The sequence below is a fragment of the Cognatundibacterium aquatile genome (genome assembly GCF_014699135.1).
In the GTDB taxonomy this organism is placed as follows: domain Bacteria; phylum Pseudomonadota; class Gammaproteobacteria; order Burkholderiales; family Burkholderiaceae_D; genus Undibacterium; species Undibacterium aquatile.
The window spans coordinates 247996-274364 of sequence record NZ_JACOFT010000001.1 but is presented as its reverse complement, the minus strand read 5'-3'; the positions used below and the strand labels follow the sequence as shown (position 1 = coordinate 274364).

Sequence of the window (26369 nt, the reverse complement as noted above, 5' to 3'; positions counted from 1 at the left end):
CATCGGTGGAACATATTTGTGTTGCGGGACAATTTCATGTGAAGCTCCGGAACAGGATCAGACATCAAAATTGCGACAAATATTGAAAAGACTTTGTGTGGAATTTGGAAGAAATAGCGACGGAATAAAAAGAACGCGATACGCTCCAGCGCTTTTTCAACACACAGAAAAGAGACTAACTGTTAGCGACTAAAAAAGCAAAAGGGGAAAAGCAACTATGCTTTTCCCCTTTTTCAGTTCAGACGACGATTATTGCAAGGTAGTAATAACCTTGACCGTGGAATCGACCGCCGATTTTTCGATATAGCCAATTCCGGTAGGATTTGCCGCAATCGCTTTTTTCACTTCAGCAGCAGACTGGTACTCTTTTGGTGCAGCGGCCTTACCCGTAAACACCAGCTTAGACCAAATCGATTTCACTTCAGATAAATCTTTACCGGCTACTTTTTTATAAAATTCAGCACGTACCGGTGAATTTTCTGGCAGATCAACCGGCGTAAACATAGGTGACTTTCCCAGAAAGAACTGTGATGCCTGTGCTGCCGTCATCGCAGTCGCCGGGTTCGCAGGATTCACGATCACGACGATATCGGAGGCACTCGCACTCGCTGCAACAGAGGAAAACGCTGCGGCGAGCATGACTTTTTTCAAAAATGTTGTCATCGCCATCTCCTCAGAATACAAAATCAACCGCAGCAGCAAACACATTTACCGGGCCTTTAAAGCCAGGTTTGGCGTTGATAAATACGCCATTGCCGTTATCTGGAGACATGCGATCAAATTGCACTTTTAATGCAGCCGATTTATGGAAATCCCAGCGTACGCCTATGCTATTGCTGGTCTGAATCGGAGAAGCTGAAGCCAGTGCATTGGCACCTGCTGTGTAAGCCAGCAAAGGACCGGATGTCGGTGTTCCGGCAACCGTTCTGGCGCTATCCTGTTTTGCAGAAGCATGCACAAAATACGGCAGGAAACTGCCTGTACGGTAACCAAACATGGTGTACCACGAAGTCGTGTCAGCAACAGCCAGACTACCGGATTTACGCTTACCGTATTCCGCCTGCACCACGACGTTTTTCCAATCTACGCCTAAGCCCAGAGAAGTAAACGAAGCTTTAGTGTCCTGCACCGCAATCGCATTCGCGGCACTGGTGTAGCCATATTTATTCAGGCCGCTGACCAGTGTGTTCAGGTTGACAGAATTATCAACAGACACGTTGGTATCAACACGACCAAAACGCACCGTGAACGGGCCGTTTTCCAATGTCACGTTGAAGCTGGAGAGTTTTTTAAATTTCGCTTTGTAGCCCGGGCTTTCATTCTCTGTCACACCGTAGGCCAGTTGCGAAGAAATGTTAGTTTCACCAACGGCGGTCTGATAAGTCGCATCGACACCATCAATGCTTTCCAGCAAAACCTGGGTGTACATCTCGACTGGTGGACGCAACATCGTGTTGGCATAGCCAACATTGCGATAATCAGAAATCATGTACACAGGCAAGCCCATGCGGCCAACGCGCACGCTTAACTGATCGTTCACTTTGGCTTTGGCAAATGCCCATGCCAGCTCTGCGCCAAAATTATCAGTGACGTTTTTACGTACCAGCCCCTGGCCAGTAAAAGACAACCAGTCAGTAGCTTTTGCAGTCACCTGAATCCCGAAATTGGAATCCACGCCTGTTTTTGCGCCTGTTGTCACACCGGCTAATTGATTCGGGCGCGCAAATTCTGCATCCGACGTATTAGTGCGTGTCAGAGCCGCAGTACCAAAGCCGCTGATCGTCACATTAGAACTGTCGTCAGCCCAGACAGCGGATGCTGCGAGCGACATTGCCGTTAAGGCCGTTAAAGTTTTTAATTTCATATTTCCTCCTCTTAATAAGTTAATTTTAGCCTTCAAAATTGTTTCCTCAAAGAAGCAAAAATGATATAAATTAAGCAATAATTGTACTTATTTCGTGCAATTATTGCCAAAAACAATCGACAGTGTAGGTTTTCTTCCTATGGTGGGGCACTGTTCAGATTACTTGACCGGGATACTCCGAGATCAGAAAAACCGATCAGAACGATATGCCTATTTGACGATTTTTTACAAATCCGTTGCTTATTCTCTACACAAAAAAAGAGGAAATAAACCACGGATTTACCAATATTTAATGCGGATGGGATGTGGATCAGAAATCAGCGCTGACAGACAAGCTCCAGCTGCGTGCAGGCTGGAAAGTATATTGATCGAAAGCGACGCCTTTGCTATTGGCTGAGACAGCAGTCACATCCTGTTGATCAAACAGATTATTGATTCCTAACTGCGCCTTGACGTTTTTGACCAATGAGCCAACGGCTTTCCAGCGATAACCTATCGTCAGATCGGTCGTCAGGTAAGACGGTATTTTGTAAGCAGCTGGCTCGCCGTCTTTTGCATATTGCGTGCCGACATTTTTAGCGATCAGCGAACCATACAAACCGTTCGCTTTGTACAAAAGACCAAACGCACTGGTGCTCTCTGGCGCTTTCGCTACTTGCAGACCCGTGTCTTTGGCTTTTGCACTGTTGAGAGAGGCATTGGCATGCACCGAGAAGCCACTACCGATGTAATACGTGGCAGCCGCCTCAATACCTTTATAGACAACACCGCCCTGGTTGTAATACACCAGATCGTTGCCACTGCCGGTGGACGCAATCTTATTATCAAAGTCGATGTAGTAAATGTCGGCATCCAGCGTCAGGTTACGCGACTGATGCACAGTACCCAGCTGATAATTCGTTGATGTCTGTGCTTTCGGCGTGCTCAGATTCGGGTTATTCACATAAAACATGGACAGATCAGGCACCAGAAAACCTTTGGCAATCTGCGCATACGCAGACCATTCTTTATTCACACTGTAATTCGCGGTCAGGAATGGCAACGTCGATGTGTAGGTCTGTTCAGCATTCGTCGCGATACGCGTGCCCTGATTCACAGAGGCATCAATTTCGCGTTTGAAATGCATGTATTTCACACCCGGTGTGATCGTTAAATCTGGTGCGGCATTCCATTCAAATTCAACAAAGGGCTGATACTGCTTCCACGAAGAACGCTGTTCGTAAGACACGCTTTTCGGTGCAGTTGATTCTTTAGGATTCGGCACCCCTAAGGTCCAGTCGAGATCATAGGTATGACGGTTGGTATTTGAACTTTCCAGCCAGACACCGGCACGCAATAAACCAGCATCAAATTGATTGGTGACCTTGAAAATATCGCCGTTGACACGATACGCATTGAGCTTGTTATAACCCGGAACATTCTTATTACCGGCAGCACCGGCTTTGGTGCCATTCGCTGTTGCACCACTGGCATCCTGACCAGAATAAGTATCGTTATTGTACGAATAGGTATAGAGCGTATTGTCGATATTCCAGCCAGCTAACTTCGATTGCAGACGGATATAGTCAAAATCCGTCGTTTTGTAGTTGAAGTTATAGCCGTAATAATTCTGGCTCGTCGGATCGTTGTTCAGGGCGTAGTTTTTACCGAACTGGGCCACCTGATTCAAAGTCACACCGCCTTTATCCGGGACATAGCTGTTGATCTTGTTATAGGTGGAAAACACAGTCAGCACGGTATCCTGAGCAAGATTGCGCTGGAATTTGAACTGGTAATTGTCTTCGGTGACGCTGCTGTAAGTCAGGTAACCGTCGGATGTCAGACGTGAAGCATTGAACATCATCTGTGCATTGCCAAAGTTCGACAACATCCCGCTGTCGATCTGCGCACCATACATGCGGGTGTTCCAAGAGCCAAATGTTGAATACGGTGTGAAATTAAAATCCGCCGACAATTCTTTAGAGAACAAATTAATAGAACCGCCGAAAGTGGCTTGCCCCAGATTGCTGGCATTGCCCGGGCCGCGCTCGATCACCATGCCGCCGATGATGCGTGCCGGGAAATAAGACGTGGAATGATGCGTAGGATTATTCGTATCACCAAAAGGGATACCGTCATACGTCATGTTGTATTCACCATCCTGAAAACCACGTAACGTGACTTTGGATTCGGCAAGACCAGGGCCATTGGCAGACACGCCGGAACCCACACTCGGCGCAATCCGCGCAACGGTATTGAAATCAGCCAGATCAGTCACCGACTGTTCAATAAACGTCGCAGTGATAATTGATTGTGGCTGCGTCGCTTTCAGTGAGCTTTGTACCGGAGCACGATTGCCGACACTCGAACCACTGATCACAACCCTTGATTTGATCGCTTCCGCGTCCAGCGCTGAATCAGATTCAACACTGCTGTCAGTCTTTGTCATTGACTGCGCCTGAGCGTGGTGCGCAACCATCAGCGTGATGGCGAACACGACCTGGGCTGACATCCGTTTGCGTGTCAATTGTGGTCGGGATTGCTGCTGGGATTGCTGCTTAATTTGTTGCGATTTCCGGGACATCATCTTGCCTTCCATTGAACTTGGTGGGTAGAAAACTCACAAGTCTAGGCAGGCGGTATGACGTCAGGATGAATTTAGCTGACAGTCAGATGACATGACAACAGAATGACGGTATCAGGCTTTATATTCCATTTTATATTCCGTTTTTATTGATACCGTCTTTTCCCGATGCGCTGAACGGTGGTGTTATTGGAAAGATTGGCACTGGGTTTTCTTGCCCTGTGTACGGCATTCGGTCATCAGCTTACCGTTCTTATTCCATGCCTGCATTTTCCAGGATTGCGATTCACGTTCCATCACCATGAAACCAACGTCATTGGAATTACTGAAATGCGCTATTTCTGCTGCGGCATAAGGTGTGGTTCCCGCTGGTAAAACTGCTGGCAGCGGCGAATCAAGCGAGGAACCGCCATTGCCTGAAACAAACTGCACCGGATGATCAGTGTTAAATGTCAGCGCCTCGAACAAATGAACATGCCCTGCCAGAGTTGCCTGTACTTTGGAAGGAAACAGACGCGTCGAATTAACCTCATGCATCACTCCCTGCAAGGTGGCGTTGCCGGGCCAGATCGTTAATCCACCCTCTTTATTCCTTCCCGCACCCAGACCAAGAATAGGATGATGATTGATGAAGATATTAAAGTCGGCTGCGTCAGACAACTGATTCACCGTCTTGAATTGTTCCATGTAAACCTGATACGGCACATCATTTTTACCTAGTGTTTTATTCGGTACTTTAGACGAATCAAACACGATCAGTTGCGCAGCTTCTTGCCCGACGCGCCCTAACGGTACCGCGTAAGGCGGACTGTAATCACCACTGGCATCGTCGCGTTCAGCATTACAATCACGTCCGCTTTGCAGAGGACGGGGATCGAGGAAGCGCCACCAGCCTTGCCCGGCGCGGGTGCAGGTTTCATGGTTGCCACGCACCATCACCCACGGTGCAGCTTTCAATAAAGCCTGTGCCGGATCGAAAAAATCCGCTTTCCAGGTATCCCAGCCATAACCCCAGGGGCTGCCAGCACAGTCTTTATTCCCTTCCGGGCAGGCATTCTCGCGGTAATGATAATCACCGACATGAATCACCAGATCCGGCTTTGTTTTGGCGGCGGCCTCGACCATCGATCTGAATGCCCATTTTTCGCTGTCGCTACATGACTGAAAATAGTTATCCGCCAGTTTCAGACGGCAACCGGTATCGCCAATCACGACAATTTTTTTTGCGACAGGCTGCGGCAACGGCAACTTGCGCCCGCCAACGCTGGCAGACGTGGTTGTTGGTGATAATGCCGCCTCGCAAGTCAGCACCGGAAATGCGGACGGTTTAGAATCGTTCGCACTACTTGCGGTCTTGCGTTGCGGGATAGTCGCGGCGTCGGCACGCGCGGTCATCATTTGCGCTTTACCATCTTGCGTCAACACCGGACAAACCGTATCCGTGGTCACCACACGTGCCACTGCTTGCCCCTGTTCACCAAGCACAGTCCATGCTTGTTGCAGGCCATCTTGTTGCGCAGACAGTTGGGGTGACGTACTACAAGCGGATAAAGTCAGAACAGTTGCGACCGGCAATAGCAACACAGACGACAATACAGAACGAATGGAACAGGTAGTCATTTTTCCTCACACTATTTTTAATCTGGGGCCATGCTAATCATTGGATGTGTCGGCAATATGAATTGCTTTTTCTGTGTGCAACAACTATTTATTTCACGCCCACCGCAGCATACGCGAGACGCTTGAAATCAAACGAAAACGGATGCCAGAAACTCATTAATCTTTGCGTCATCAGTATTCCCGCAATATTGCGGCGGGGGTTGATCCACCAGTGCGTACCGGCGATACCGCCCCATTCAAATTCACTTTCCGAACCGACCGGGTCGATGGATGACGGCAGCAAGGTCACGGCGCCACCGAATCCAAAACCCTTGCCCGGCACATCACCGACACCCGGAAAACCTATGCCTGCGCCCGCTGGCAACTGATTCTGCATCATCAGATGCATGGTTTCCGGTTTCAGTAAATGATCACCGTCCGGCATAAAACTGCGCATCAGCACCAGCATATCGTGCATGCTCGATACCAGCCCACCGCCGCCGGACAAACGCGGCACCGGCTTGGTAAACGCACCGGGATACGGCGATTTATCCAGTCGGCGCAAACCGCGCTGCAACACATTTGCAGGATCAGCACCGCCGTAATAAGCGGTCAGTCTGTGCAGTTTATTTTCCGGAACATAGAAACCGGTGTCATCCATTCCCAGTGGATTAAGTATCCGCAAGCGCAGGAACTGATCGAAATTTCTGCCACTGACAACCTCGACCACACGCGACAACACGTCAGTAGCAATTGAATATTGCCAGGCTTCACCGGGATGAAAACTCAGAGGCAATTCCTCCAGAATATCGATCATTTCCGCCAGCGTCTGGAAAGCATTCAACACTTTACGTTCGTTATAGGCTTTGTACATCAGGCTGCCGTGATCCAGCAGTCCGTAACTCAGTCCAGACGTGTGGTTCAGTAAATGACGGATAGTGATCGATGAACGTGCTGGTTCGGTATCGTCAAGACTGTTCGCGCCAGCCTTCAACACGCGACGCTTACCTAGCTGAGGCAAATAATTTTCCAGTGGATCATCGAGTGCGATTTTTCCATCCTCGATTAACAGCATGATCGCCATCGAGGTGATCAGCTTGGTATTCGAAAAAACCCGGAACAAATGATCGCCACGCAAGGGAATTTGGTTCTCAATGTCGGCCCAACCGGTGTGGTGTTCATGCACCAGATCACGTCCCACCAGCACCGCCGTTGATACCCCCGCCAGTATCTGACGGTCCACATATTGCTGCATTGTTGAATTTACTTCACCGAAATCGTAAGCCATATCGTTTATGATGATTTTTCTGTTTTATGTATTTTGTTCAGTGGCACTTGCTAGTTGTAATCCGAAGTGCTGTTGTCGTCGAACCGCCATCTTACTACTCAACACTATGCCCATCTCATCTCCACGCGAATTTCTGAATTCCCTGTATCAGGCAGCGGTCGATGCCGTCAGTGCAGAAAAATGTCTGCCTGCTTTTTTGCCGGAACCACCACGGCATGGCCGCACCATCGTGATCGGCGCAGGCAAAGGCGCGGCAGCGATGGCACACACGGTTGAACAACACTGGAAAGGCGAATTATCGGGGCTGGTCGTGACGCGTTATGGTCACGGTGTAGCGTGCGAGAAAATTGAGGTCATCGAAGCCGCACATCCCGTCCCTGATATCGCCGGGCAGCAAGCAGCCGCGCGGATTTTGCAAATGGTGCAGGGTTTAACAAAAGACGATCTGGTGCTGTGCCTGATTTCCGGCGGTGGCTCTGCTTTACTGGCCTTGCCTGCAGAAGGCATCACACTGGAACAAAAACAAGCGATCAACAAAGCGTTGTTGAAAAGCGGTGCCGCCATCAGCGAAATGAATTGCGTACGCAAACATTTGTCGGCAATCAAAGGCGGCAGATTAGGATTAGCCTGTGCACCGGCAAGAGTGATCACCCTGATGATTTCAGATGTGCCAGGTGATGACGCCAGTATTATCGCCAGTGGCCCGACGCTGCCGGATGACACCACCTGCGGCGACGCACTCGCTATTTTGCGCAAATACGCGATTGCGATTCCTGACAATATCAAAACCCATCTGCAGTCCGGGCAGGGAGAAACACCGAAATCCAGCGACCCGCGCTTCGCCCGCCACGAACACCACATCATCGCTACTGCCCAGCATGCGCTGGATGCCGCGGCGTATCAGGCCAGAACTATGGGCATCGCAGCGCATATCTTATCGGATGGCATCGAAGGCGAGGCGCGTGATATCGGCCTCATGCATGCGGCGCTGGCATTGCAGGTCACCCGTAAAAGCCAGCCATTCCCCAAGCCTTGCGTCATTTTGTCCGGTGGTGAAACCACGGTAACCGTACGCGGTAATGGTCGCGGTGGCCGCAATGCAGAATTTTTACTTAGTCTGGCCGTTGCACTCAATGGCTGTCCGAATATTTACGCACTGGCCTGCGACACTGATGGCATCGATGGCTCTGAAGATAATGCCGGCGCCTACTACGAACCTGCATCTGCGCAAAGGGCAATGGCACTCAATTTATCGCCAAAACACATGCTGGAAAATAATGATGGCTATGGCTATTTTTCGGCTCTGGGAGATTTGATCGTCAGCGGGCCGACACGCACGAATGTCAATGATTTCAGAGTAATTTTGGTTTTGTGAATGCGGCAGTCGCATTTATAATGTCGGCCGAATACTCAACATGCGGTTTTCATGATAATTCCTGCACAACAAGCCTCTTAATCTGAGGGCATTGTTCTTGCTTAAAGCTAGTGTTAATTAAGCATTCCTGATGTAGTTAATGATGCAGTAACAATGAAATAACGAGCAACAGATGGCGTGCAAGATATTGGTTAAATACGTGGATAAATACGGGCGTCCACTCCGTGCCAACCTGACATCTGCTTGTCCCGTCATTCATCATTGATCAGGATTTATAAATAGCTACGCCCATGTTCACCAGCACTCCAGCCGTTTTTTCCATAGAAAGGTCATTGTGACTTCTATCGCAGCACCGCTATCGTCGAGGTTAGCACTGTCTGATATCTGTAAAAGCTATCCCTCTGTCGTCGCCAACGATCATATCAATCTCAGCGTTGCTCCCGGCGAAATCCATGCGGTACTGGGCGAGAACGGTGCGGGTAAATCAACGCTGATGAAAATTATTTTCGGCGCGGTCAAGCCAGACTCTGGCAAAGTGCTGTGGAATGGTCAGGAAGTGAAAGTAGCAACGCCACAAGATGCGCGCAAACTTGGCATCTCCATGGTGTTTCAGCATTTCTCTCTGTTTGATACGTTAACCGTGACAGAGAATATCGCCCTCGGCCTGGATGCCGGGACAGATATGACGCAACTGGCAGAACAAATCCGCCAGACTGGTGAAAACTATGGTCTGGAGCTGGAACCACACCGGCATGTTCACACCTTATCTGTCGGCGAACGTCAGCGTGTGGAAATTGTGCGTGCCCTGCTGACGCATCCGCAATTATTAATTCTGGATGAACCAACCTCAGTCCTGACACCGCAGGCAGTACAAAAATTATTTATCACTCTGCGCAAAATTGCAGCAGAAGGCTGCAGCATTTTATATATCAGCCATAAGCTCGATGAAATCCGTGAACTGTGCCATTCGGCGACCGTGATGCGCATGGGCAAAGTCACTGGTCATTGCGATCCGCGTCAGGAAACAGCCGCCAGCCTGTCGCGCATGATGATCGGCGACGCCGTTCAGCATCACCCGCATGATGCAAGCATACAAAAAGGACCATTGCGACTGCAGATAGAGCAACTCAGCCTGCCGAAAGCGCATGCATTTGCGACGGCATTAGAGCAGATTGACCTGAGCTTGTTTGGCGGTGAAATCGTTGGTATCGCCGGGGTTTCCGGTAATGGTCAGCAGGAGTTACTGGCGGCCTTGTCCGGTGAAGACCGCCGTCCGGCGGCGCAGATGATACAACTCAAAGGCAAAGCTGTCGGCCGTTACGGCCCGGAAGCACGGCGCGAACTGGGACAAAGTCTGGTGCCAGAAGAACGCCTGGGGCGTGGCGCAGTACCCGAACTCAGCCTGACGGATAACATGCTGTTGTCACAGCAGAAAGCGCCATTTGTACGCCACGGCATGATCAATTTCAAACACACGATACAAGCTGCCAGCGACATCATCGGCCGTTTTCGCGTGAAAGCCTCAGGACCTGCAGCCGCCGCACGCAGTTTATCCGGTGGGAATTTGCAGAAATTTATTGTCGGTCGCGAAATTATGCGGCATCCCGAGGTGTTCATCGTCGCACAACCGACGTGGGGCGTGGATGTCGGCGCTGCCGCCCAGATTCACGGTGAAATACGTCAGTTGAAACAGGCAGGCTGCGCGGTGCTGGTGATTTCCGAAGAATTAGATGAATTATTTGAGTTGTGCGATCGCATGTATGTCATTGCCAAAGGGCGCTTGTCACCCTCGGTGGCAACGGCAGACGCCAGTAGAGAACAGATAGGATTATGGATGAGCGGTTTATGGGAAGATCAGGCGACAGCTAAGCAAGAGGCCGAGCATGTTTAAACTGGAATTACGTCCTGCCTCTTCACGGGTGATGGCTTATTTCTCACCGGTATTCGCCCTGTTGCTGACGGTATTTTTTGGTGGCCTGCTGTTTCTCGCGCTCGGTAAAAATCCGTTGACCGCCTTGCAGGTATTTTTGCTGGAACCTTTACGTAACGCTTCGACCATCGCCGATTTATTACTGAAAACCACGCCACTGGTGCTGTGCGCGCTGGGCCTGTCGGTCTGTTACCGCGCGAATATCTGGAATATCGGTGCCGAAGGTCAGTTGATTGCTGGCGGCCTTGCCGCTGGTGCCACGATTTTGTTTTTCGATCAGGGCACACCGGGCATTTCGAATATTTCCGGCGGTCTGGTGTTGTTACTGGCAACGCTGGCGGGTGTTGCCGGTGGCGCCGCATGGGCATCTGTCACGGCCTTATTGCGCGACCGTTTTAACGCGAATGAAATTCTGGTATCGCTGATGCTGACCTATATCGCGCAGTTATTGCTGATGTATGCCGTCAACGGCCCGTTGAAAGATCCGAACGGAATGAACTTTCCGCAATCAAAAGTTTTTTCCAGCGAATTTCTGTTGCCGCATATCTTCCATGGCAGTCGTTTACATATAGGCTTTCTGGTGATGCTGGTTGCCAGCGGCGGCATGGCGATTTTTATCTATCGCAGCTTTGCTGGCTTTCGCTTAACCGTCGGTGGGCTCGCACCGCTGGCCGCCCGTTATGCCGGTTTTTCCAGTCGCAAAGCTTTATGGACTTCGCTGTTGATTTCTGGCGGTTTCGCGGGCATGGCTGGCGCATTTGAAGTCGCGGGACCTATCGGTCAGGTGCTGCCGTCGATTTCGCCCGGATATGGCTTTGCGGCCATTATCGTTGCCTTCATCGGTCGCTTAAATCCTATCGGCACCATTTTCGGCGGACTGGTGCTGTCTCTGTTTTACCTCGGTGGTGAAATGGCGCAGTCGCGTCTCGGTCTGCCCTCAGCGATTACCGGCCTGTTTCAGGGCATGCTGTTATTCATGTTGCTGGCCTGTGACACCTTAATCAATTACCGCCTGCGCTGGAAGAAATAAGCATGGAAAATTTTGCTGCTCTGATTGCTGCGTCAATCAATTCTGGTACACCGCTGCTGATCGCTGCCTTGGGTTTGCTGATCAATGAACGTGCAGGTGTGCTCAATCTTGGTGCTGAAGGCATGATGCTGGTCGCTGCGATTGTCGGCTTTGCGGTGGCTCATCAGACCAATGTTCCTGCTCTTGGTTTTGTCGCAGGTGCGCTTGCAGGAATGCTGATGTCCAGCCTGTTTGCATGGCTGACATTGGTACTGACGACCAACCAGGTAGCGACGGGTCTGGCATTATCGATTTTTGGTGCCGGACTATCGGCGTTTATCGGGCAATCTTTCGTCGGTCAATCCTTACCGGCAGGCGCGCATGGTATTCCATTTTTATCGGAATTGCCGTTTCTCGGTAAGGCGTTATTTGATCAGCACTGGGCCGTGTATTTCAGCCTGTTGTTATGTGCCGGCATCATCTGGTTCTTATATCGTACCCGCGCCGGGCTGGTGTTGCGCGCCGTTGGCGAATCACCGGAATCTGCGCATGCTCTCGGTTATCCAGTCAGAAAAATCCGCTACGGTGCCCTGTTGTTCAGCGGTGCCTGCTGCGGTATAGCAGGCGCCTATCTGTCGGTAGTCTACACACCAATGTGGGTGGAAGGTCTGGTCGCAGGACGCGGCTGGATTGCCCTTGCACTGACCACGTTCGCCACCTGGCGTCCGGCACGCGTCTTGCTGGGTTCCTTACTGTTTGGCAGCGTGACTATCCTGCAGTTTCATTTTCAGGCGATCGGTATTGCGGTTCCTTCACAAATTTTATCGATGCTACCTTATGCAGCAACGATACTTGTGTTGGTACTGATTTCACGTAATCCGGATTGGATACGCCTGAATATGCCAGCATCACTGGGGAAACCTTTCCGCCCCTGAACCGGCCAGATGGTTCACGCTGTACTGTTTTTTGAAAACCTTATTTTTTGTTCACCGAAGGAAGCTCATTATGAAAATTTCCCGTAGAAAAACACTGGTGGCAGCAATGTCACTGGCGGTCTTTGGCCTTGCTGCTTGCGGTAAAAAAGAAGAAGCAAAACCTGAAGCCGCGCCAGCCAGTACGGTTGCCGCAACGGCAGCAGCTGAACCTTTAAAAGTCGGCTTCATCTATGTTGGCCCAGTCGGCGACGCGGGCTGGACTTATGCCCACGATGCGGCACGCAAACAGGTCGAAGCCAAATTCGGCGACAAAGTAAAAACCACATTTGTCGAAAATGTACCGGAAAGTGCTGCTGATGCTGAACGCGTAATTCGCGATCTGGCAACACAAGGTAACAAGGTAATTTTCGGTACCACCTTCGGTTACATGGAAGCAATGCTGAAAGTAGCGAAAGATTTTCCTGATGTGAAATTTGAACACGCAACGGGCTACAAAACGGCTGACAATCTGGCGCAATACGATGTCCGTACTTATGAAGGCGCTTATCTGGCGGGTATCGCTGCCGGTAAATTGAGCAAATCCGGCAAATTGGGCGTGGTCGCTTCCGTACCAATTCCAGAAGTGCTGCGTAACATCAACGCATTTACGCTTGGTGCACGTGCCGTGAATCCTAAAGCAACGACCAAGGTTGTGTGGGTTAACAAATGGTTTGATCCGGGCAAAGAACGCGAAGCAGCAACGACACTGGTTGGTCAGGGTGTTGATGTACTGATGCAAAACACGGATTCTGCAGCAGTTGTACAGACAGCCGAAGAAAAAGGCGTGGTGGCTTTCGGCTGGGATAGCGACATGACGAAATTCGGTCCGAAAGCGCATGCTGCAGCGTCGGTAATCGACTGGAGCGGCTACTACATCAAGCGCGTTGGCGAAGCGATGGAAGGCAAATGGAAATCAGAAACCACCTGGTGGGGTCTGAAAGAAAACATGATAGACCTGAAAGCATTCAATGCGAATTTATCCGATGATGTGAAAAAACTCATCGCTGAAAAACGTCAGGGTGTGATTGATGGCACAGCGCCAATCTGGAAAGGTCCGATCAAAGACAACACAGGCAAAGAAGTGCTGGGTAAAGATGTCGTTGCTGACGACAAGTTCCTGCACGAAATCAAGTTCTATGTTGAAGGCGTGGATGGCAAAGTACCAGGCTGATCTGCCTCTGATCACATAGTCAAATAAAAACGTCGCCCAGTGCCACACCCGGCGACGTTTTTTATCTGCGCCCTGTCTCAGGCGTAGACTTCACCGGCGGCCTCTGCCACTATACGGCGCAGCCATTGCACTTCAGCTGCCGCATGTACCCGCTCGTGCCACAACATGAAGAACTGCATCTTCGGCATCGCAATCGGCATCGCTAATATTTCTATCGGCCAGTCTTTCGCACACTGAACGGCAAAGCTGCGGCTGGTCGTGAAAACCAAATCCGTCTTCGACAAGATGTACGGCACCATGCCGAAATACGGTATTGTCATCTGTATCTTACGTTTCAGTCCCTGCTCCGCCAGCGCCGTATCAATAATGCTGCGGTGTCCCATCATGTAAGGCGTCGGTGCCAGATGTGCCATTTCCAGATAATATTTCAGCGACAATCCTTTGCCGACAACAGGATGTTTACGATTCACCATGCAAACGACGTCGTCTTCAAACAACTGCGCGATATGCAAATGCGGCGGTAAATCAGGCCAGTTACCGATCACGCAATCCAGCTCTCCACTTTCCAGCGCGGCGGCATAATCAAAACCGGCATTCAGTGCATGCACAACCAGAACTGCGTTGGGCGCGAGTTCCCGCACTTTTTCCATCACCAGAGGAATCAGTAAGACGCTGAGGTAATCGGGCGCACCGAGATGAAATACCCGCTCGCTGGTCGCCGCGACAAATGCCGGTGGTGGGCTGGCAATGCTTTCCAGCAGACTCAGCCCCTGACGCGCCAATAGCAGTAACTCCTGCCCGCGTTCGGTCGACGTCATGCCATTTTTACCGCGCACCAGAATTGCATCGCCAGTGATATCCCGCAGGCGTTTGAGCATATTGCTGATGGCAGGTTGAGATTGCCCCAGCTTCATTGCGGTACGCGTGACACTGCGTTCGCTCAGCAAGGTATGCAATACCCGCAGCAAGTTGGCGTCCAGCTGATCAACCGGGCGCCCGCTCATGCCAGTAACTCCGTCTGCACCTTGCCGTCGACAAACACTTTCATTTCTCCAGGGGCAAACTGCGTCCATATTTCGTCGCTGGTCAGCGGTTCGGTGACGATCACCGCCACTCTGTCATCCGGTGTGGTGACCTCAGCAAAATCAACCGTCACCTGCTCATCCGATAAATTCGCCGTCGTGAACGGATACTGCCGGATGATGTAATGTAATTTGGTCGAACAGTGAGTGAATAAGGCTTCACCGTTTGAGAGCATCATATTGAATGTACCAAATGCGGCGATTTCGCTGGCAATCCCGCGCAGAAACGAAGTCAGCTCGGGCAATGCAGGTAAAGTTCGTCCAAACCGATGGCGCATTTGCTGCAAGATGAAGCAAAAAGCACGTTCACTATCCGTCGTTCCTACCGGTAAAAAACTGCCATCGAGTTCAGGCGCGAATTCTTTCAGGTCGCCATTATGGGCAAATACCCAGTAACGGCCCCAGCATTCGCGCACAAACGGATGGCAATTTTCCAACATGACTTCACCTTGTGTCGCCTTACGGATATGCGCAATCACATTTTTTGATTGGATCGGTAAACGCTTGATCAGATCAGCCACCGGTGAGCTGACTGCGGGCTGATGATCGACAAAATGACGTACACCATTGCCCTCAAAAAAAGCGATGCCCCAGCCATCTTTATGCTCGTCGGTACGTCCGCCGCGCGTCGCAAAACCCGTGAAACTGAACACGATGTCGGTCGGGGTATTGCAGTTCATTCCTAATAATTGACACATGATGCAAACAGAAAAATTCGGTATCCGCACACCTTAACATAGGCGAACTTATTTATGCTCCCGGGCGATGTATATTCAGACTGCGATTATCAGCTTGCTGCTAACAAGTGTTAGTAGATTTCAACAGCGCAGCAAGAAGCTGCAACAGTGACCCAACTGATCAGATAGATTCCTCTATGATAAGGAAAAAGATTAAAATAAACATGTATTTACTACTACATAAAGAACAACAAACTTACCGTTTCTATCCATCCTGAAATACAGACACCTGAGGCAAAGCATGATCAATACATTCGGTATCAGTGCGGTTTTGTCAGCCATTCCTGAGCTGAAATCGGTCGCCCCTGCGCACTATCCGCGCTTGCTGGCAGAAGCAGAAAAGACGTCCTTTTCTACACAATGGGGCCATTGGCGAGCCGTCTTTGTCGGCATCCTGGTCTGTTTTTTTTATATTTTTCCGTCGACAACCTCGTCTGGCGGTTCGTTCATGCTGCAGACATTTGTCCAAGTAGGATTTGCATGGATCATATTGTTTTTTTGCGACTACTTTTATTTGCGCATACTCAGAAATGCGGTGCTGGCGGAATTAAACAAAGTGGTGTGACGCTGCCCGTCGTCATCGACAGCGAGCATATTCAGTCAACCGGTATTCATCACTACCACGTCCTATTGGCAAAGCGCTCTGCCAGAAAATCCAGTAAAGCCCTTACCGCTGGCGACAAATGTTTGCGTGACGGGTATAGCGCATAGATAGACATGTCCGGCAATTGCCATTCGGGCAGCACCACTTGCAGGCTTCCGTCTTCCAGATATGGCTTTGCCAGATAAACCGGTTGCAGAGCAATGCCGCCACCGGCCTGCGCAGCGCACAACAATGCGGTTGCTTCATTGGCGCTGAAATAGCTGCTGATTCTGACGGATACCAGTTCCTCCCCGCGCCTGAGAGTCCACACACTTTTACCAAAATTGGCATAGCTGAGACCACGGTGTGCCGCCAGTTCGGCTGGTGTCTGTGGCATACCATGAGCACGAAGATACGCGGGAGACGCAACCAGAACTGAAGAGCACGGTGCCAGTACCCGTCCTATCAGACTGAGATCAGGTTCAGCGCTGATGCGAATAGCCAGATCAATACGGGCATCGACCAGATTCAGCGCGCCTTCACTGATGTTCAGATCAATTTTTAGCTGCGGATAGCGTTTCAAAAAATCCACAATCGCTGCCGCGATCTGCGCATAGGCAAATGACATGCTGCAAGTGATGCGCAACTGCCCCCGCAATTCGCCTTCGTGGCTGCCGGTTTCCTCCTCCATGTTTTCCATCAGCGCCATCATTTGCTCACTGCGTCGTAAACAGTTTTCACCGGCATCGGTCAGCGTCACGCGTCGCGTCGTTCGTTGCAGCAAACGTGCACCCAGCCATTGTTCGAGTTCACTGACGTAGCGCGTGACCATCGCACGCGACATATCGAGCTTGTCAGCAGTTGCCGTAAAACTGCCACTCTTTGCCACCTCGGTAAACACTTGCATTGCAATCAGTCTATCCATCATTCGCTCATTTTATGAAACAGTTATGCGCAATTTATCGTATTTATCTGTACAAATACTGAAACTATAGTAGCTACCTGTACTGCAAAACAGTTTTTTTAATACTCAACAGGAGTTCACCATGATCCGCACATCCATCGTCGCCGCATCTCTCGCCATCGCTTTCACCTCTGCACACGCAGCACAACCGCTGCAAGTGAAGGTGTACAACGCGGACGGCAATAGTTTTAACGTTAATTCAACCCTGGTGTATGGCGAGAAAGATGCGATGGTCATTGACGCCGGCTTTACCCGCGCAGATGCACTGCGTATTGCCGCCAATGTACTCGACAGTGGAAAACAATTGACGACCATCTATGTCAGTCAGGCTGATCCCGATTACTACTTTGGTGTGGAAACACTGAAAGAAATATTTCCTCAGGCTGACGTCGTAACGACTCCGGCTGTGCTGGAGAAGCTGATGCCGAAACTGGCAGGTAAAGTCGCATTCTGGGGACCTAAAATGGGCGCCAATGCACCCCGCAAACCAGTGGTACCGCGAGCATTGTCAGAGAATACCCTGACGCTGGAAGGGCAAACCATTGAGATCCTCGGCACACAAGGCGTACTGGCGCACCGCCCTTATACCTGGATTCCGTCCATCAAAGCCATTGTCGGTAATATCGGTGTTTTCGGTCAGATGCATGTCTGGACGGCGGACACACAAACCGCAGCAGAGCGCGCCGCCTGGGTCGCGCAACTGAACGAAATGGCAGCGCTGAAACCTGAGCTCGTCGTACCCAGCCACATGCAATCAGGAACAAAAATCGACATCAGCAACATCACGTTCACTAAAGATTATCTGCAAACATTTGAGAGAACACTCGTGACCAGCAGCAATAGTGCAGAGCTGATCAAGGCAATGAAACAGGCCTATCCGCAAATCAGCGCTGGTAGTATGTCGCTGGACATCGGCGCCAAGGTCAACAAAGGCGAAATGAAGTGGTAAGGAGAATGCAACATGAAAACGACAATCACCTATCTGTTTGATCCCTTGTGTGGCTGGTGTTACGGTGCGGCACCGATGATAGGAAAGCTGAGCGAACAAAGCGATATCACGCTGGTGCTGGCACCATCCGGCCTGTTTTCGGACAGCGGCGGACGCGTCATGGATGCGGCGTTTGCTGATTACGCATGGTCAAATGATCAGCGTATCGAAAAACTCACAGGACAACGCTTTACTCCGGAATACCGCTCGCACATTCTGGGTAAGCCGGGTAGCCGGTTCGATTCGGCAGCAGCAACAATGGCGCTCAGCGCGGTTGCGATGAGCGCACCGGAAAGAGAACTCGACGCACTCAGGCTGTTACAGGAAGCCCGTTATCTGTACGCACAGGACACCTGTGATTGGTCTGTCGTGACCACTGTTTTACGCAATAACAATTTTAATCGTGCTGCAGACAGTCTGGCATCACCCGACGATGCCCTGCGCGACCGTCACCGGACGCGTATCCGCAACGCACAGGAAATGATGCACAGTTTCGGCGTACAAGGAGTACCGGCGTTGATTATCAGCGATGAACAGGGGAGCCGACTGCTCAGAAGTAATGCACTGTACACCAGCTTTGATACCCTGCTCAGCGACATTGCGGCAGCGTGACGCAAATCATTCCGCTCATCGCCATAAAAAAAGCTGACCGTTTGGTCAGCTTTTTTAGCGTCATATCCGAGCAAATTACCCCAACACGGTGATTACAGATCATTCTGCCGTCAAGAAGTGTCGGTCTACTTTCCTATACAGAAACGTGAAAAAATCACACCCAGCAAATCGTCCGACGTGAATTCACCGGTGATGCTGTTGAGGCGATCTTGTGTCAGGCGCAGTTCTTCGGCGAATAAATCCAGCGACTGATCATTTTGCGCGGCGTATTCAGCCGCATTTTGCAGATGTTCATGTGCTTGCTTCAACGCAATCAGATGCCGTTCGCGGGCCAGATATAAAGATTCACCCGTCTGCTGCCAGCCCGCAATACGCAATAACTCCTTGCGCAACAGATCGATGCCGATATGCTCAGAGGCGGACAGATAAATATGCGTCGCATCATCCATAGAATCAACGCTGGCATGATGACCAGAGAGATCAATCTTGTTCCAGACGCGAATCACAGGAACACCATCAGGAAAACGGGCGACAATGGCTTCGTCAGCGCGGGTCGGGCCGCGGCTGGCATCCAGCAGATGCAAAATCACATCGGCCTTTTCAACCTCGGCCCAGGTGCGCTCAATGCCAATACGCTCAACCGTATCAATGGCATTCACGATACCACCGGGCTCGGTATCGTCGTGCTCGTGACGTATGCCTGCGGTGTCGATGATATTCAGCGGTATGCCTTCGATATGGATGGTTTCCGTCACTTTATCGCGGGTCGTGCCGGCAATCGGTGTGACAATGGCCACATCATCACCAGCCAGCGAATTAAGTAAAGAAGATTTACCGACATTCGGCTGCCCGGCCAGCACCACATTCAAACCCTGACGCAGTAATGCGCCCTGCGCAGCCTGCTCGAACACTTTTTGCAAAGCGGTCTGTATCACCGATAGCTGACCTCGTGCATTTGATTTTTCGAGAAAATCGATTTCTTCTTCAGGAAAATCCAGTGTCGCTTCCACCAACATACGCAGATGCACGACCTTCTCCACCAAGGCATGAATCACTTTAGAAAATGCGCCGGACAAGGATTGCGAAGCCGATTTCGCAGCAGCTTCGGTCGATGCTTCAATCAGATCAGAAACTGCCTCTGCCTGCGCCAGATCGAGTTTGTCATTCAAAAACGCACGTTGTGTGAATTCACCCGGCTCTGCCAAGCGCAGACCAGATTCTTTACCAGCTTCCAGACAGCGACTCAGTAACATTTGCATGACGACCGGGCCGCCATGTCCTTGCAACTCAATCACGTCTTCGCCGGTATACGAATGCGGTGCTTTGAAATACAGCGCGATACCCTGATCAATGACCGTGCCATCCGATTGTGTAAAAGGCAGATAAGTTGCGTGACGGGGTTTTAACTGGGTGCTGCCAAACAACGCTGTCATCACGGTAGTCAGATTTTTACCGGAAATCCGCACAACACCGATGCCTCCGCGTCCGGGGGCAGTGGCAATGGCGGCGATGGGAATAGGATCGTAAGTCATGTTGAAATTCTATCTGTGCTTGCACTCTTCAAGTGCAGAATTGTCTGAATAGCTGTGACTGAAATGCGACAAGCTGAAGCTACGTCTTGCAGCCTGAACATCGTTGCAGCGATAAAAAAAGCCCGCACAACGCGGGCTTTTTTCTGGTGTGACGTTAAGCCTTGTGCTCAGGTGGAATCAATTTATTGTTGATCACCCATTGCTGACCTATCGACAGAATATTATTCACGACCCAGTACAGTACCAGACCGGATGGGAAGAAGAAGAACATGACGGAAAACGCTAACGGCATGAACATCATCATCTTCGCTTGCATAGGATCTGCCGGTGCCGGATTGAGCTTGGTTGTGATGTACATCGAGATCGCATAAATCACCGGCAAAATGAACAACGGATCAGGTGCGGTCAGATCAGTGATCCAGCCCATCCATGGTGCGCCGCGCATTTCCACGCTGGCTTGCAATACCCAGTACAAGGCCAGGAAAATCGGCATCTGAATCAGGATAGGGAAGCAGCCACCGAGTGGATTAATCTTCTCAGTTTTGTACAACTCCATCATCGCCTGATTCATTTTTTGCGGATCGTTTTTATAACGCTCGCGCACTGCCTGCATCTTCGGCGTAACCACTTTCATTTTCGCCATGCTGCGATAGCCAGCCGCTGACAATGGGAACAAGGCCAATTTGATTGCAATAGTGAAGGCAACGATAGTCCAGCCCCAGTTGCCGATCAGACCGTGTATCAACTCCATCAGACCAAACAATGGTTTAGCGATAATTGCCAGGATGCCGTAGTCTTTCACCAGCTCTAAACCTGGGGCAATTTTTTCCAATGTGGCAGTCGATTGCGGACCGGAATACAAAACAGCATCACTAGATTTGCTTGCACCCGGAGCGATACTACCCAGCGGCAATACTGTGCTGACTGAGAAGACATTCTCTTTCACTTGTTCCGTGCGGAACTCGCGCGCCCCCTTGTCTTGCGGTACAAATGCGGAGACAAAGAAATGCTGTATCACTGCAACCCAGCCGTTATCGGCTGATTTTGCATGGCTGTTGTTGCTGCTGCCAGCCAATTCTTTTTCCGCTTTATGAATTTTTTCAAAATCCAGTTTCTGGAATTTTTCAGCATCGGTATAGATTGCCGGTGCATAAAATTCACTTGGGCCGGTGAACATCGAGCCACCCTCTGGTTTTGTGCCATCGTGAATTAACTGCAAGTACAGCGATGGAGTAATCGCCGCTGTGCTGTTGTTGCTGACCGTATGTTGAACGCCGACTGCGTAATCACCTTTTTTGAAGGTAAAGGTTTTCGTCAGTTTCACGCCATTCTGTTCTGACTCCAGCACCAATTGAACGCTGCTATCTGCATCCAGCGTACGCTTACCTGGTTTCGCAACAAACACAGATTTATGGTTAGGAAATGCACCGTTGATCAGGCCAGTCTGTGCCAGATAAATTCGTTTTTCGCCAGCATCAAACAGAACAACATTTTTGTGATTTTCTGTCTTTTCTTTCAAGCCAACGGCTTCCAGAAACGGCGTGTAGAAATGCTCGTGTTTAGCGTCCTCTTTGTATTTCAACAATTCAAGACGTCGAACCTCACCACCCAGCGTGTCGATATCGGCTTTCATCACGTCAGTCGTGATCGTGATGATCTCGCTCTTGACAGGAGCAACGGCAGGGTTATTCGCAGAGACCGGAGCGCCATTTGCACTGACTGCCGGTGTTGGTGCGGCCACAGCGGAGGCAGAAGCCGGAGCATTGGTATTTTTACTTTGCTGCGTGGTCGCGGAAGGAAAAAACATGGACGATTTGCCATTGTGGCGCATCCAGTTGTCCCACAGGAGCAACAGCGACATAGAGAAAATAACCCACAGGACGGTACGTTTGATATCCATTTGTGTATGTCAGGAAAGGTGTGAGGAATGACCAGTGTCGCCAGTATGATCGTGGCAACACTTGTCGGATGTGGGGACGGTCTTATTTTTTTCACCGGCAGGTGGAACATTATCCACGCCACCAGGATGCCAGGGATGACATTTGCACAGGCGTTTGCCGGCTAAATAACTTCCCTTAACGGCACCATGCAGCTGAATCGCCTCTGCTGCATATTCAGAACAACTGGGGTAAAAACGACAATTCTGCCCCAACATAGGACTGATTGCGTACTTATAAAAGCGTAGCAACAGGAGCAGCAGTGTTTTCATATCAGCCAGCCTTACAAGCAGGCGCAGCGAACAGACGCACGATTTCCGCCCGCAGCTCACGTTTGAGCTGGGCAGTTGTCGCAGGACCGTCTTTGCTGTTCACTGGTCTGGATAAGCGCACAATACAATCCACGTTTTGCAACGCTGAGCACCGGAAGATCTCACGCGTGACGCGCTTGATCGTGTTGCGTGTCACCGCCCGGGGCGCAAAGCGCTTGGCAGCAACAACACCCAGACGAGCGTGCGGCAAATCATTGGTTCTGGCATACAGCACAAAATGCGGCGTTTTTTGTACGGGGCGCAAACGAAAAACGGATGAAAACTCATCCGTTTTAACGATGCGACGAACGCGGGCAAAATCTGCACCGCCTGCATCTGCCTGAACTGGGTCAGTTAAATGATTGATCATGCGATTTCAGCCAGAGCTGCCGCAGACCAACAATTTAAAATCAAGCTGCCAGGCGTTTACGGCCTTTGGCACGGCGTGCGTTCAGAACAGCGCGGCCACCGCGGGTTGCCATACGTGCGCGGAAACCGTGGGTGCGCTTGCGGCGAACGACGGAAGGTTGGTAAGTACGTTTCATGTTGGTCTCGCTATTTGAGCAATAAAAAAAATCGGAATTACGGGTAAAGGCTTGCGTTTAATTGACGTCAGGCTTTTCACCTTTACTGCCCCAAAACCGCTGCTCATGGCTTGTTGCATGTCGTAAAAACGATGCACCATCCAATAAAAGAGGGTAGGGAACCCTGAATTAGACACCATTTTTAGCTTACGTGTCAATCACTTAGCACAAAATTTAATCAAAGCCCGTTTACGTACGGTCGTGCATAGGGAAGAATAAATTTAATCTCAAGGCTGTGGATAACTCTTGCAGTCGCGGTTAAAATAGAGGATTAGCGCGGCACCGGTTTATGCCTTTAAGGCAACTTTTTTGATCTGACTCAGATACAATGAGTTCAAAAAGGATAATAAGAAACTGTTGCGAAATTCGTCTGTGTTCTCTCAACTACAAGCGCCGTTCCGGCTTCCGGATGGCAGACTGATTTCGCAATCGCTTCATAGATTCGGCACCGCGCATTTGCATTTAATACATTAAAGTCATACATGGAAAATTTCTGGCAAGCCTGTTCGTCCCAACTTGAGCAAGAGCTTCCACCGCAACAATACAGCGCCTGGATCAAACCTCTCGTACCGCTCGACTTCGAAGAAGGCAAGCTGCGCATTGCTGCGCCTAACCGTTTTAAACTCGACTGGGTGAAAGCCCAGTTCGCTAACCGCATTTCAGAATTAGCCAATCAATATTGGGACGATGAAGTCGAAGTACAGTTTGTACTTGATCCGCGTGGCGGCAAAAAGCCAGCTGCACCCGCCCCTCGCGGCAACGGCAGCGATGGTGATCATTCCACGGCTAATGTCGAAATTGTCCAGGAAGCTGTGGCTGCGCCAGAAGCATCACCACGGCGCGACCTGAGCCGCATCAATGTCGAACTGACTTTCGACAGCTTCGTAACAGGTAAGGCGAATCAATTGGCACGCGCCGCAGCGATACAGGTGGCGAATAATCCGGGCGTATCTTACAACCCGCTGTTTCTGTATGGTGGCGTCGGGCTCGGTAAGACGCATTTGATTCATGCAATCGGCAACCAGATTCTGGTGGACAACCCGAATGCCAAAATCCGCTACATCCACGCTGAGCAATATGTACGCGACGTTGTCACGGCATATCAGCGCAAGGGTTTTGATGAATTCAAACGTTATTACCATTCGCTTGATCTGTTGCTGATCGATGACATTCAATTCTTTGGCGGTAAAAGCCGTACGCAGGAAGAGTTTTTCTATGCGTTCGAAGCACTGATCGCCGCAAAAAAACAGATCATCATCACCAGCGATACTTATCCAAAAGAAATCACGGGGATGGATGACCGCCTGATTTCGCGTTTTGACTCTGGTCTGACGGTCGCCATTGAACCACCGGAACTGGAAATGCGGGTGGCGATTCTGCTCAAAAAAGCGCATTCCGAAGGCGTACATTTTTCTGACGACGTCGCGTTTTTCGTTGCCAAGCATCTGCGCTCAAACGTGCGTGAGCTGGAAGGCGCACTGCGCAAGATTCTTGCTTACTCCCGCTTCCACGGCAAAGAAATCACGATCGATGTGGTGAAAGAAGCGCTGAAAGATTTATTGTCGGTGCAGAACCGCCAGATCTCGGTAGAAAACATCCAGAAAACCGTGGCTGACTTTTTTAATATCAAAGTCGCTGATATGTATTCTAAAAAACGTCCGGCCAATATCGCCAGACCGCGCCAGATTGCGATGTATCTGGCAAAAGAACTGACGCAAAAGAGTTTGCCTGAAATTGGTGAATTATTTGGCGGACGCGATCACACCACAGTCTTGCATGCAGTACGCAAGATCACAGCTGATCGCGCGAAAAACCCTGAGTGCAACCACGAGCTGCATGTGTTGGAACAAACGCTCAAGGGTTGATCGCTGAAGCTTGAAAGTCTGGTCGGGCTAAAATAACCGAACCATCATGATGCAGAAGTGACAGCAGCAATCAAAGTATAAAGGCCTCGCCCACTTTTCGGGTCAGGCGTGAGTTTTTAAGTAGTCAGGCAGTACATAAAAAGTAATAAGAGACGAAGCAGATAAAGTCACGGGCAGAAAGCAGATCGCAAAACAAGAGGCAGCAACGTGCGAGATGCGACTGCCAGTGAACTTAACTGAGGCGCCCACAAATCAGGTCCCTTATCAACAACATAAGTGAGGATATTCAAATGCAATTGGTTAAAACCCACCGGGATACCCTGCTCCGGCCTTTGCAAATTGTGAGTGGTATTGTCGAGCGTCGGCACACATTGCCGATTTTGGCCAATATCCTCATTCGCAAAGATGGCGAACAAGTGTCGTTCCTCTCGACGGACATCGAGGTGCAGATCACGACCAAAGCAGAAATCGGCTCTGGCGGCGAGAGCGTTGCCACCACAGTCGCTGCGCGTAAGTTGCTGGACATCTTGCGCGCCCTGCCGGATGACAATGATGTTGTCTTGAAACTGGATAACAAGCGCATGAGCGTGCAATCGGGCAAATCCCGTTTCTCGTTGCAGACGCTGGCAGCAGAAGAGTTTCCTACAGTAGCGCAGGCTGAGCACTTCAATGCCAGCGTGAACCTGCCACAAAAAACACTGAAACACTTGTTCAACATGGTGCATTTCTCCATGGCGCAACAAGATATCCGTTATTACCTGAACGGTCTGTTGCTGGTGGTCGATGGCAAAAACGTCATCGCCGTCGCCACTGATGGTCACCGTCTGGCGTATTGCCAGGTCGAAGTCGAACAAGAATTTCCACGCCACGAAGTCATCATTCCGCGCAAAACCATCATAGAGTTGCAGCGCTTGCTGGAAGACAAAGATGATCCTGTGCAAATCGACATCGCGAATAACCAGGTCAAACTGACGTTTGCTGATATCGAGTTGATTTCCAAACTGGTCGAAGGCAAATTCCCAGACTTCAACCGCGTGATTCCTAAAGGTTACAAAAACAATTTCACGCTGGGTCGCGAACAATTGCTGCGCTCTTTACAACGCGCCGCGATCATGACCAGCGACAAGTTTAAAGGCGTGCGCTGCGTCATCACACCTGGCAGCATGCAAATCTTGTCGACCAATGCCGATCAGGAAGAAGCGATGGAAGAAATTGAAATCGACTACGGTGGCGACAACGTCGATATCGGTTTCAATGTCAGTTATCTGCTGGATGTGTTGAATAACCTGAAGTGCGAGCAAGTCAACATTGCTTTGGGCGATTCAAATTCATCTGCACTGATCACCATTCCTGACAACACCGACTTTAAATACGTCGTGATGCCAATGCGGATCTGATTTG

23 protein-coding genes are annotated in these 26369 nt (G+C 50.3%); 10 read left to right on the top strand and 13 right to left on the bottom strand.

Going from position 1 to position 26369, the window contains the following annotated elements:
- Window positions 1-249 precede the first annotated feature (249 nt).
- From H8K26_RS01195 to H8K26_RS01175, 5 genes are all read right to left on the bottom strand, one after another.
- Window positions 250-663, bottom strand: a complete 414-nt coding sequence (locus tag H8K26_RS01195) for a type 2 periplasmic-binding domain-containing protein (RefSeq protein WP_186883978.1) — start codon at window positions 661-663, stop codon at window positions 250-252.
- Between the two features lie 10 nt (window positions 664-673).
- Window positions 674-1864: a hypothetical protein gene (locus tag H8K26_RS01190; protein ID WP_190476757.1), complete on the bottom strand. Its 1191-nt coding sequence runs from the start codon at window positions 1862-1864 to the stop codon at window positions 674-676.
- A gap of 310 nt (window positions 1865-2174) precedes the next feature.
- Window positions 2175-4430: a TonB-dependent receptor gene (locus tag H8K26_RS01185; RefSeq protein ID WP_190476755.1), complete on the bottom strand. Its 2256-nt coding sequence runs from the start codon at window positions 4428-4430 to the stop codon at window positions 2175-2177.
- 183 nt (window positions 4431-4613) lie between these two features.
- Window positions 4614-6047, bottom strand: coding sequence for a metallophosphoesterase family protein (locus H8K26_RS01180; protein ID WP_190476753.1), 1434 nt, complete (start codon window positions 6045-6047; stop codon window positions 4614-4616).
- An 88-nt stretch (window positions 6048-6135) separates the two neighbouring features.
- A complete protein-coding gene (locus H8K26_RS01175) occupies window positions 6136-7314 on the bottom strand; it encodes a serine hydrolase domain-containing protein (protein ID WP_223826778.1) in 1179 nt (392 codons plus the stop codon).
- A gap of 106 nt (window positions 7315-7420) precedes the next feature.
- Between H8K26_RS01175 and H8K26_RS01170 the strand changes: the two genes are divergently transcribed.
- From H8K26_RS01170 to H8K26_RS01150, 5 genes are all read left to right on the top strand, one after another.
- Complete coding sequence (locus tag H8K26_RS01170) at window positions 7421-8689, top strand: glycerate kinase type-2 family protein (protein ID WP_190476751.1); 1269 nt, start codon at window positions 7421-7423, stop codon at window positions 8687-8689.
- A gap of 343 nt (window positions 8690-9032) precedes the next feature.
- Window positions 9033-10580 carry an ABC transporter ATP-binding protein gene (locus H8K26_RS01165; RefSeq protein ID WP_390366141.1) on the top strand — a complete coding sequence of 516 codons (1548 nt, stop codon included), beginning with the start codon at window positions 9033-9035 and terminating at the stop codon, window positions 10578-10580.
- Complete coding sequence (locus H8K26_RS01160; RefSeq protein WP_190476749.1) at window positions 10573-11649, top strand: ABC transporter permease; 1077 nt, start codon at window positions 10573-10575, stop codon at window positions 11647-11649. The genes H8K26_RS01165 and H8K26_RS01160 overlap by 8 nt, the downstream gene beginning before the upstream one ends.
- A gap of 2 nt (window positions 11650-11651) precedes the next feature.
- A complete protein-coding gene (locus H8K26_RS01155) occupies window positions 11652-12563 on the top strand; it encodes an ABC transporter permease (protein WP_186896077.1) in 912 nt (303 codons plus the stop codon).
- A gap of 70 nt (window positions 12564-12633) precedes the next feature.
- Window positions 12634-13773, top strand: coding sequence for a BMP family ABC transporter substrate-binding protein (locus H8K26_RS01150; protein ID WP_190476747.1), 1140 nt, complete (start codon window positions 12634-12636; stop codon window positions 13771-13773).
- Window positions 13774-13850: 77 nt separating this feature from the next.
- Here H8K26_RS01150 and H8K26_RS01145 read toward each other — a convergent pair whose 3' ends face one another.
- Both H8K26_RS01145 and H8K26_RS01140 read right to left on the bottom strand, forming a co-directional pair.
- Complete coding sequence (locus tag H8K26_RS01145) at window positions 13851-14777, bottom strand: LysR family transcriptional regulator (protein ID WP_190476746.1); 927 nt, start codon at window positions 14775-14777, stop codon at window positions 13851-13853.
- Window positions 14774-15553, bottom strand: a complete 780-nt coding sequence (locus tag H8K26_RS01140) for a class II glutamine amidotransferase (protein WP_190476744.1) — start codon at window positions 15551-15553, stop codon at window positions 14774-14776. The genes H8K26_RS01145 and H8K26_RS01140 overlap by 4 nt, the downstream gene beginning before the upstream one ends.
- A gap of 280 nt (window positions 15554-15833) precedes the next feature.
- Here H8K26_RS01140 and H8K26_RS01135 point away from each other — a divergent pair, with 280 nt between their 5' ends.
- The gene (locus tag H8K26_RS01135) at window positions 15834-16157 is read left to right on the top strand and encodes a hypothetical protein (RefSeq protein WP_190476742.1); all 324 of its coding nucleotides are present in this window, start codon (window positions 15834-15836) and stop codon (window positions 16155-16157) included.
- 52 nt (window positions 16158-16209) lie between these two features.
- Here H8K26_RS01135 and H8K26_RS01130 read toward each other — a convergent pair whose 3' ends face one another.
- Window positions 16210-17100, bottom strand: coding sequence for a LysR family transcriptional regulator (locus H8K26_RS01130; RefSeq protein ID WP_190476740.1), 891 nt, complete (start codon window positions 17098-17100; stop codon window positions 16210-16212).
- A 121-nt stretch (window positions 17101-17221) separates the two neighbouring features.
- On the opposite strand from H8K26_RS01130, the gene H8K26_RS01125 reads away from it, so the two are divergent.
- Together H8K26_RS01125 and H8K26_RS01120 are read left to right on the top strand one after the other, a co-directional pair.
- The gene (locus H8K26_RS01125; protein ID WP_190476738.1) at window positions 17222-18088 is read left to right on the top strand and encodes an MBL fold metallo-hydrolase; all 867 of its coding nucleotides are present in this window, start codon (window positions 17222-17224) and stop codon (window positions 18086-18088) included.
- Window positions 18089-18100: 12 nt separating this feature from the next.
- Window positions 18101-18739, top strand: coding sequence for a DsbA family protein (locus H8K26_RS01120; RefSeq protein ID WP_190476736.1), 639 nt, complete (start codon window positions 18101-18103; stop codon window positions 18737-18739).
- 125 nt (window positions 18740-18864) lie between these two features.
- Here H8K26_RS01120 and mnmE read toward each other — a convergent pair whose 3' ends face one another.
- From mnmE to rpmH, 5 genes are all read right to left on the bottom strand, one after another.
- The gene (gene mnmE, locus H8K26_RS01115) at window positions 18865-20271 is read right to left on the bottom strand and encodes a tRNA uridine-5-carboxymethylaminomethyl(34) synthesis GTPase MnmE (protein ID WP_190476735.1); all 1407 of its coding nucleotides are present in this window, start codon (window positions 20269-20271) and stop codon (window positions 18865-18867) included.
- Between the two features lie 154 nt (window positions 20272-20425).
- Complete coding sequence (gene yidC, locus H8K26_RS01110; protein ID WP_190476733.1) at window positions 20426-22171, bottom strand: membrane protein insertase YidC; 1746 nt, start codon at window positions 22169-22171, stop codon at window positions 20426-20428.
- A gap of 9 nt (window positions 22172-22180) precedes the next feature.
- Window positions 22181-22480: a membrane protein insertion efficiency factor YidD gene (gene yidD, locus H8K26_RS01105; RefSeq protein ID WP_186896068.1), complete on the bottom strand. Its 300-nt coding sequence runs from the start codon at window positions 22478-22480 to the stop codon at window positions 22181-22183.
- Between the two features lies 1 nt (window position 22481).
- A complete protein-coding gene (gene rnpA, locus H8K26_RS01100) occupies window positions 22482-22889 on the bottom strand; it encodes a ribonuclease P protein component (RefSeq protein WP_186883995.1) in 408 nt (135 codons plus the stop codon).
- A 40-nt stretch (window positions 22890-22929) separates the two neighbouring features.
- Window positions 22930-23064, bottom strand: a complete 135-nt coding sequence (gene rpmH / locus H8K26_RS01095; protein ID WP_061535510.1) for a 50S ribosomal protein L34 — start codon at window positions 23062-23064, stop codon at window positions 22930-22932.
- 521 nt (window positions 23065-23585) lie between these two features.
- Between rpmH and dnaA the strand changes: the two genes are divergently transcribed.
- Both dnaA and dnaN read left to right on the top strand, forming a co-directional pair.
- Window positions 23586-24968: a chromosomal replication initiator protein DnaA gene (dnaA, locus tag H8K26_RS01090; RefSeq protein WP_186883996.1), complete on the top strand. Its 1383-nt coding sequence runs from the start codon at window positions 23586-23588 to the stop codon at window positions 24966-24968.
- A 290-nt stretch (window positions 24969-25258) separates the two neighbouring features.
- The gene (dnaN, locus tag H8K26_RS01085; protein WP_190476731.1) at window positions 25259-26365 is read left to right on the top strand and encodes a DNA polymerase III subunit beta; all 1107 of its coding nucleotides are present in this window, start codon (window positions 25259-25261) and stop codon (window positions 26363-26365) included.
- The last annotated feature ends 4 nt before the right edge of the window (window positions 26366-26369 follow it).

What these genes read in the sequence shown, in the direction of transcription:
- H8K26_RS01195 (WP_186883978.1), bottom strand. Translation starts at nt 663, where the DNA reads ATGACAACATTTTTGAAAAAAGTCATGCTCGCCGCAGCGTTTTCCTCT.
- H8K26_RS01190 (WP_190476757.1), bottom strand. Translation starts at nt 1,864, where the DNA reads ATGAAATTAAAAACTTTAACGGCCTTAACGGCAATGTCGCTCGCAGCA.
- H8K26_RS01185 (WP_190476755.1), bottom strand. Translation starts at nt 4,430, where the DNA reads ATGATGTCCCGGAAATCGCAACAAATTAAGCAGCAATCCCAGCAGCAA.
- H8K26_RS01180 (WP_190476753.1), bottom strand. Translation starts at nt 6,047, where the DNA reads ATGACTACCTGTTCCATTCGTTCTGTATTGTCGTCTGTGTTGCTATTG.
- H8K26_RS01175 (WP_223826778.1), bottom strand. Translation starts at nt 7,314, where the DNA reads ATGGCTTACGATTTCGGTGAAGTAAATTCAACAATGCAGCAATATGTG.
- H8K26_RS01170 (WP_190476751.1), top strand. Translation starts at nt 7,421, where the DNA reads ATGCCCATCTCATCTCCACGCGAATTTCTGAATTCCCTGTATCAGGCA.
- H8K26_RS01160 (WP_190476749.1), top strand. Translation starts at nt 10,573, where the DNA reads ATGTTTAAACTGGAATTACGTCCTGCCTCTTCACGGGTGATGGCTTAT.
- H8K26_RS01155 (WP_186896077.1), top strand. Translation starts at nt 11,652, where the DNA reads ATGGAAAATTTTGCTGCTCTGATTGCTGCGTCAATCAATTCTGGTACA.
- H8K26_RS01150 (WP_190476747.1), top strand. Translation starts at nt 12,634, where the DNA reads ATGAAAATTTCCCGTAGAAAAACACTGGTGGCAGCAATGTCACTGGCG.
- H8K26_RS01145 (WP_190476746.1), bottom strand. Translation starts at nt 14,777, where the DNA reads ATGAGCGGGCGCCCGGTTGATCAGCTGGACGCCAACTTGCTGCGGGTA.
- H8K26_RS01140 (WP_190476744.1), bottom strand. Translation starts at nt 15,553, where the DNA reads ATGTGTCAATTATTAGGAATGAACTGCAATACCCCGACCGACATCGTG.
- H8K26_RS01135 (WP_190476742.1), top strand. Translation starts at nt 15,834, where the DNA reads ATGATCAATACATTCGGTATCAGTGCGGTTTTGTCAGCCATTCCTGAG.
- H8K26_RS01130 (WP_190476740.1), bottom strand. Translation starts at nt 17,100, where the DNA reads ATGGATAGACTGATTGCAATGCAAGTGTTTACCGAGGTGGCAAAGAGT.
- H8K26_RS01125 (WP_190476738.1), top strand. Translation starts at nt 17,222, where the DNA reads ATGATCCGCACATCCATCGTCGCCGCATCTCTCGCCATCGCTTTCACC.
- H8K26_RS01120 (WP_190476736.1), top strand. Translation starts at nt 18,101, where the DNA reads ATGAAAACGACAATCACCTATCTGTTTGATCCCTTGTGTGGCTGGTGT.
- mnmE (WP_190476735.1), bottom strand. Translation starts at nt 20,271, where the DNA reads ATGACTTACGATCCTATTCCCATCGCCGCCATTGCCACTGCCCCCGGA.
- yidC (WP_190476733.1), bottom strand. Translation starts at nt 22,171, where the DNA reads ATGGATATCAAACGTACCGTCCTGTGGGTTATTTTCTCTATGTCGCTG.
- yidD (WP_186896068.1), bottom strand. Translation starts at nt 22,480, where the DNA reads ATGAAAACACTGCTGCTCCTGTTGCTACGCTTTTATAAGTACGCAATC.
- rnpA (WP_186883995.1), bottom strand. Translation starts at nt 22,889, where the DNA reads ATGATCAATCATTTAACTGACCCAGTTCAGGCAGATGCAGGCGGTGCA.
- rpmH (WP_061535510.1), bottom strand. Translation starts at nt 23,064, where the DNA reads ATGAAACGTACTTACCAACCTTCCGTCGTTCGCCGCAAGCGCACCCAC.
- dnaA (WP_186883996.1), top strand. Translation starts at nt 23,586, where the DNA reads ATGGAAAATTTCTGGCAAGCCTGTTCGTCCCAACTTGAGCAAGAGCTT.
- dnaN (WP_190476731.1), top strand. Translation starts at nt 25,259, where the DNA reads ATGCAATTGGTTAAAACCCACCGGGATACCCTGCTCCGGCCTTTGCAA.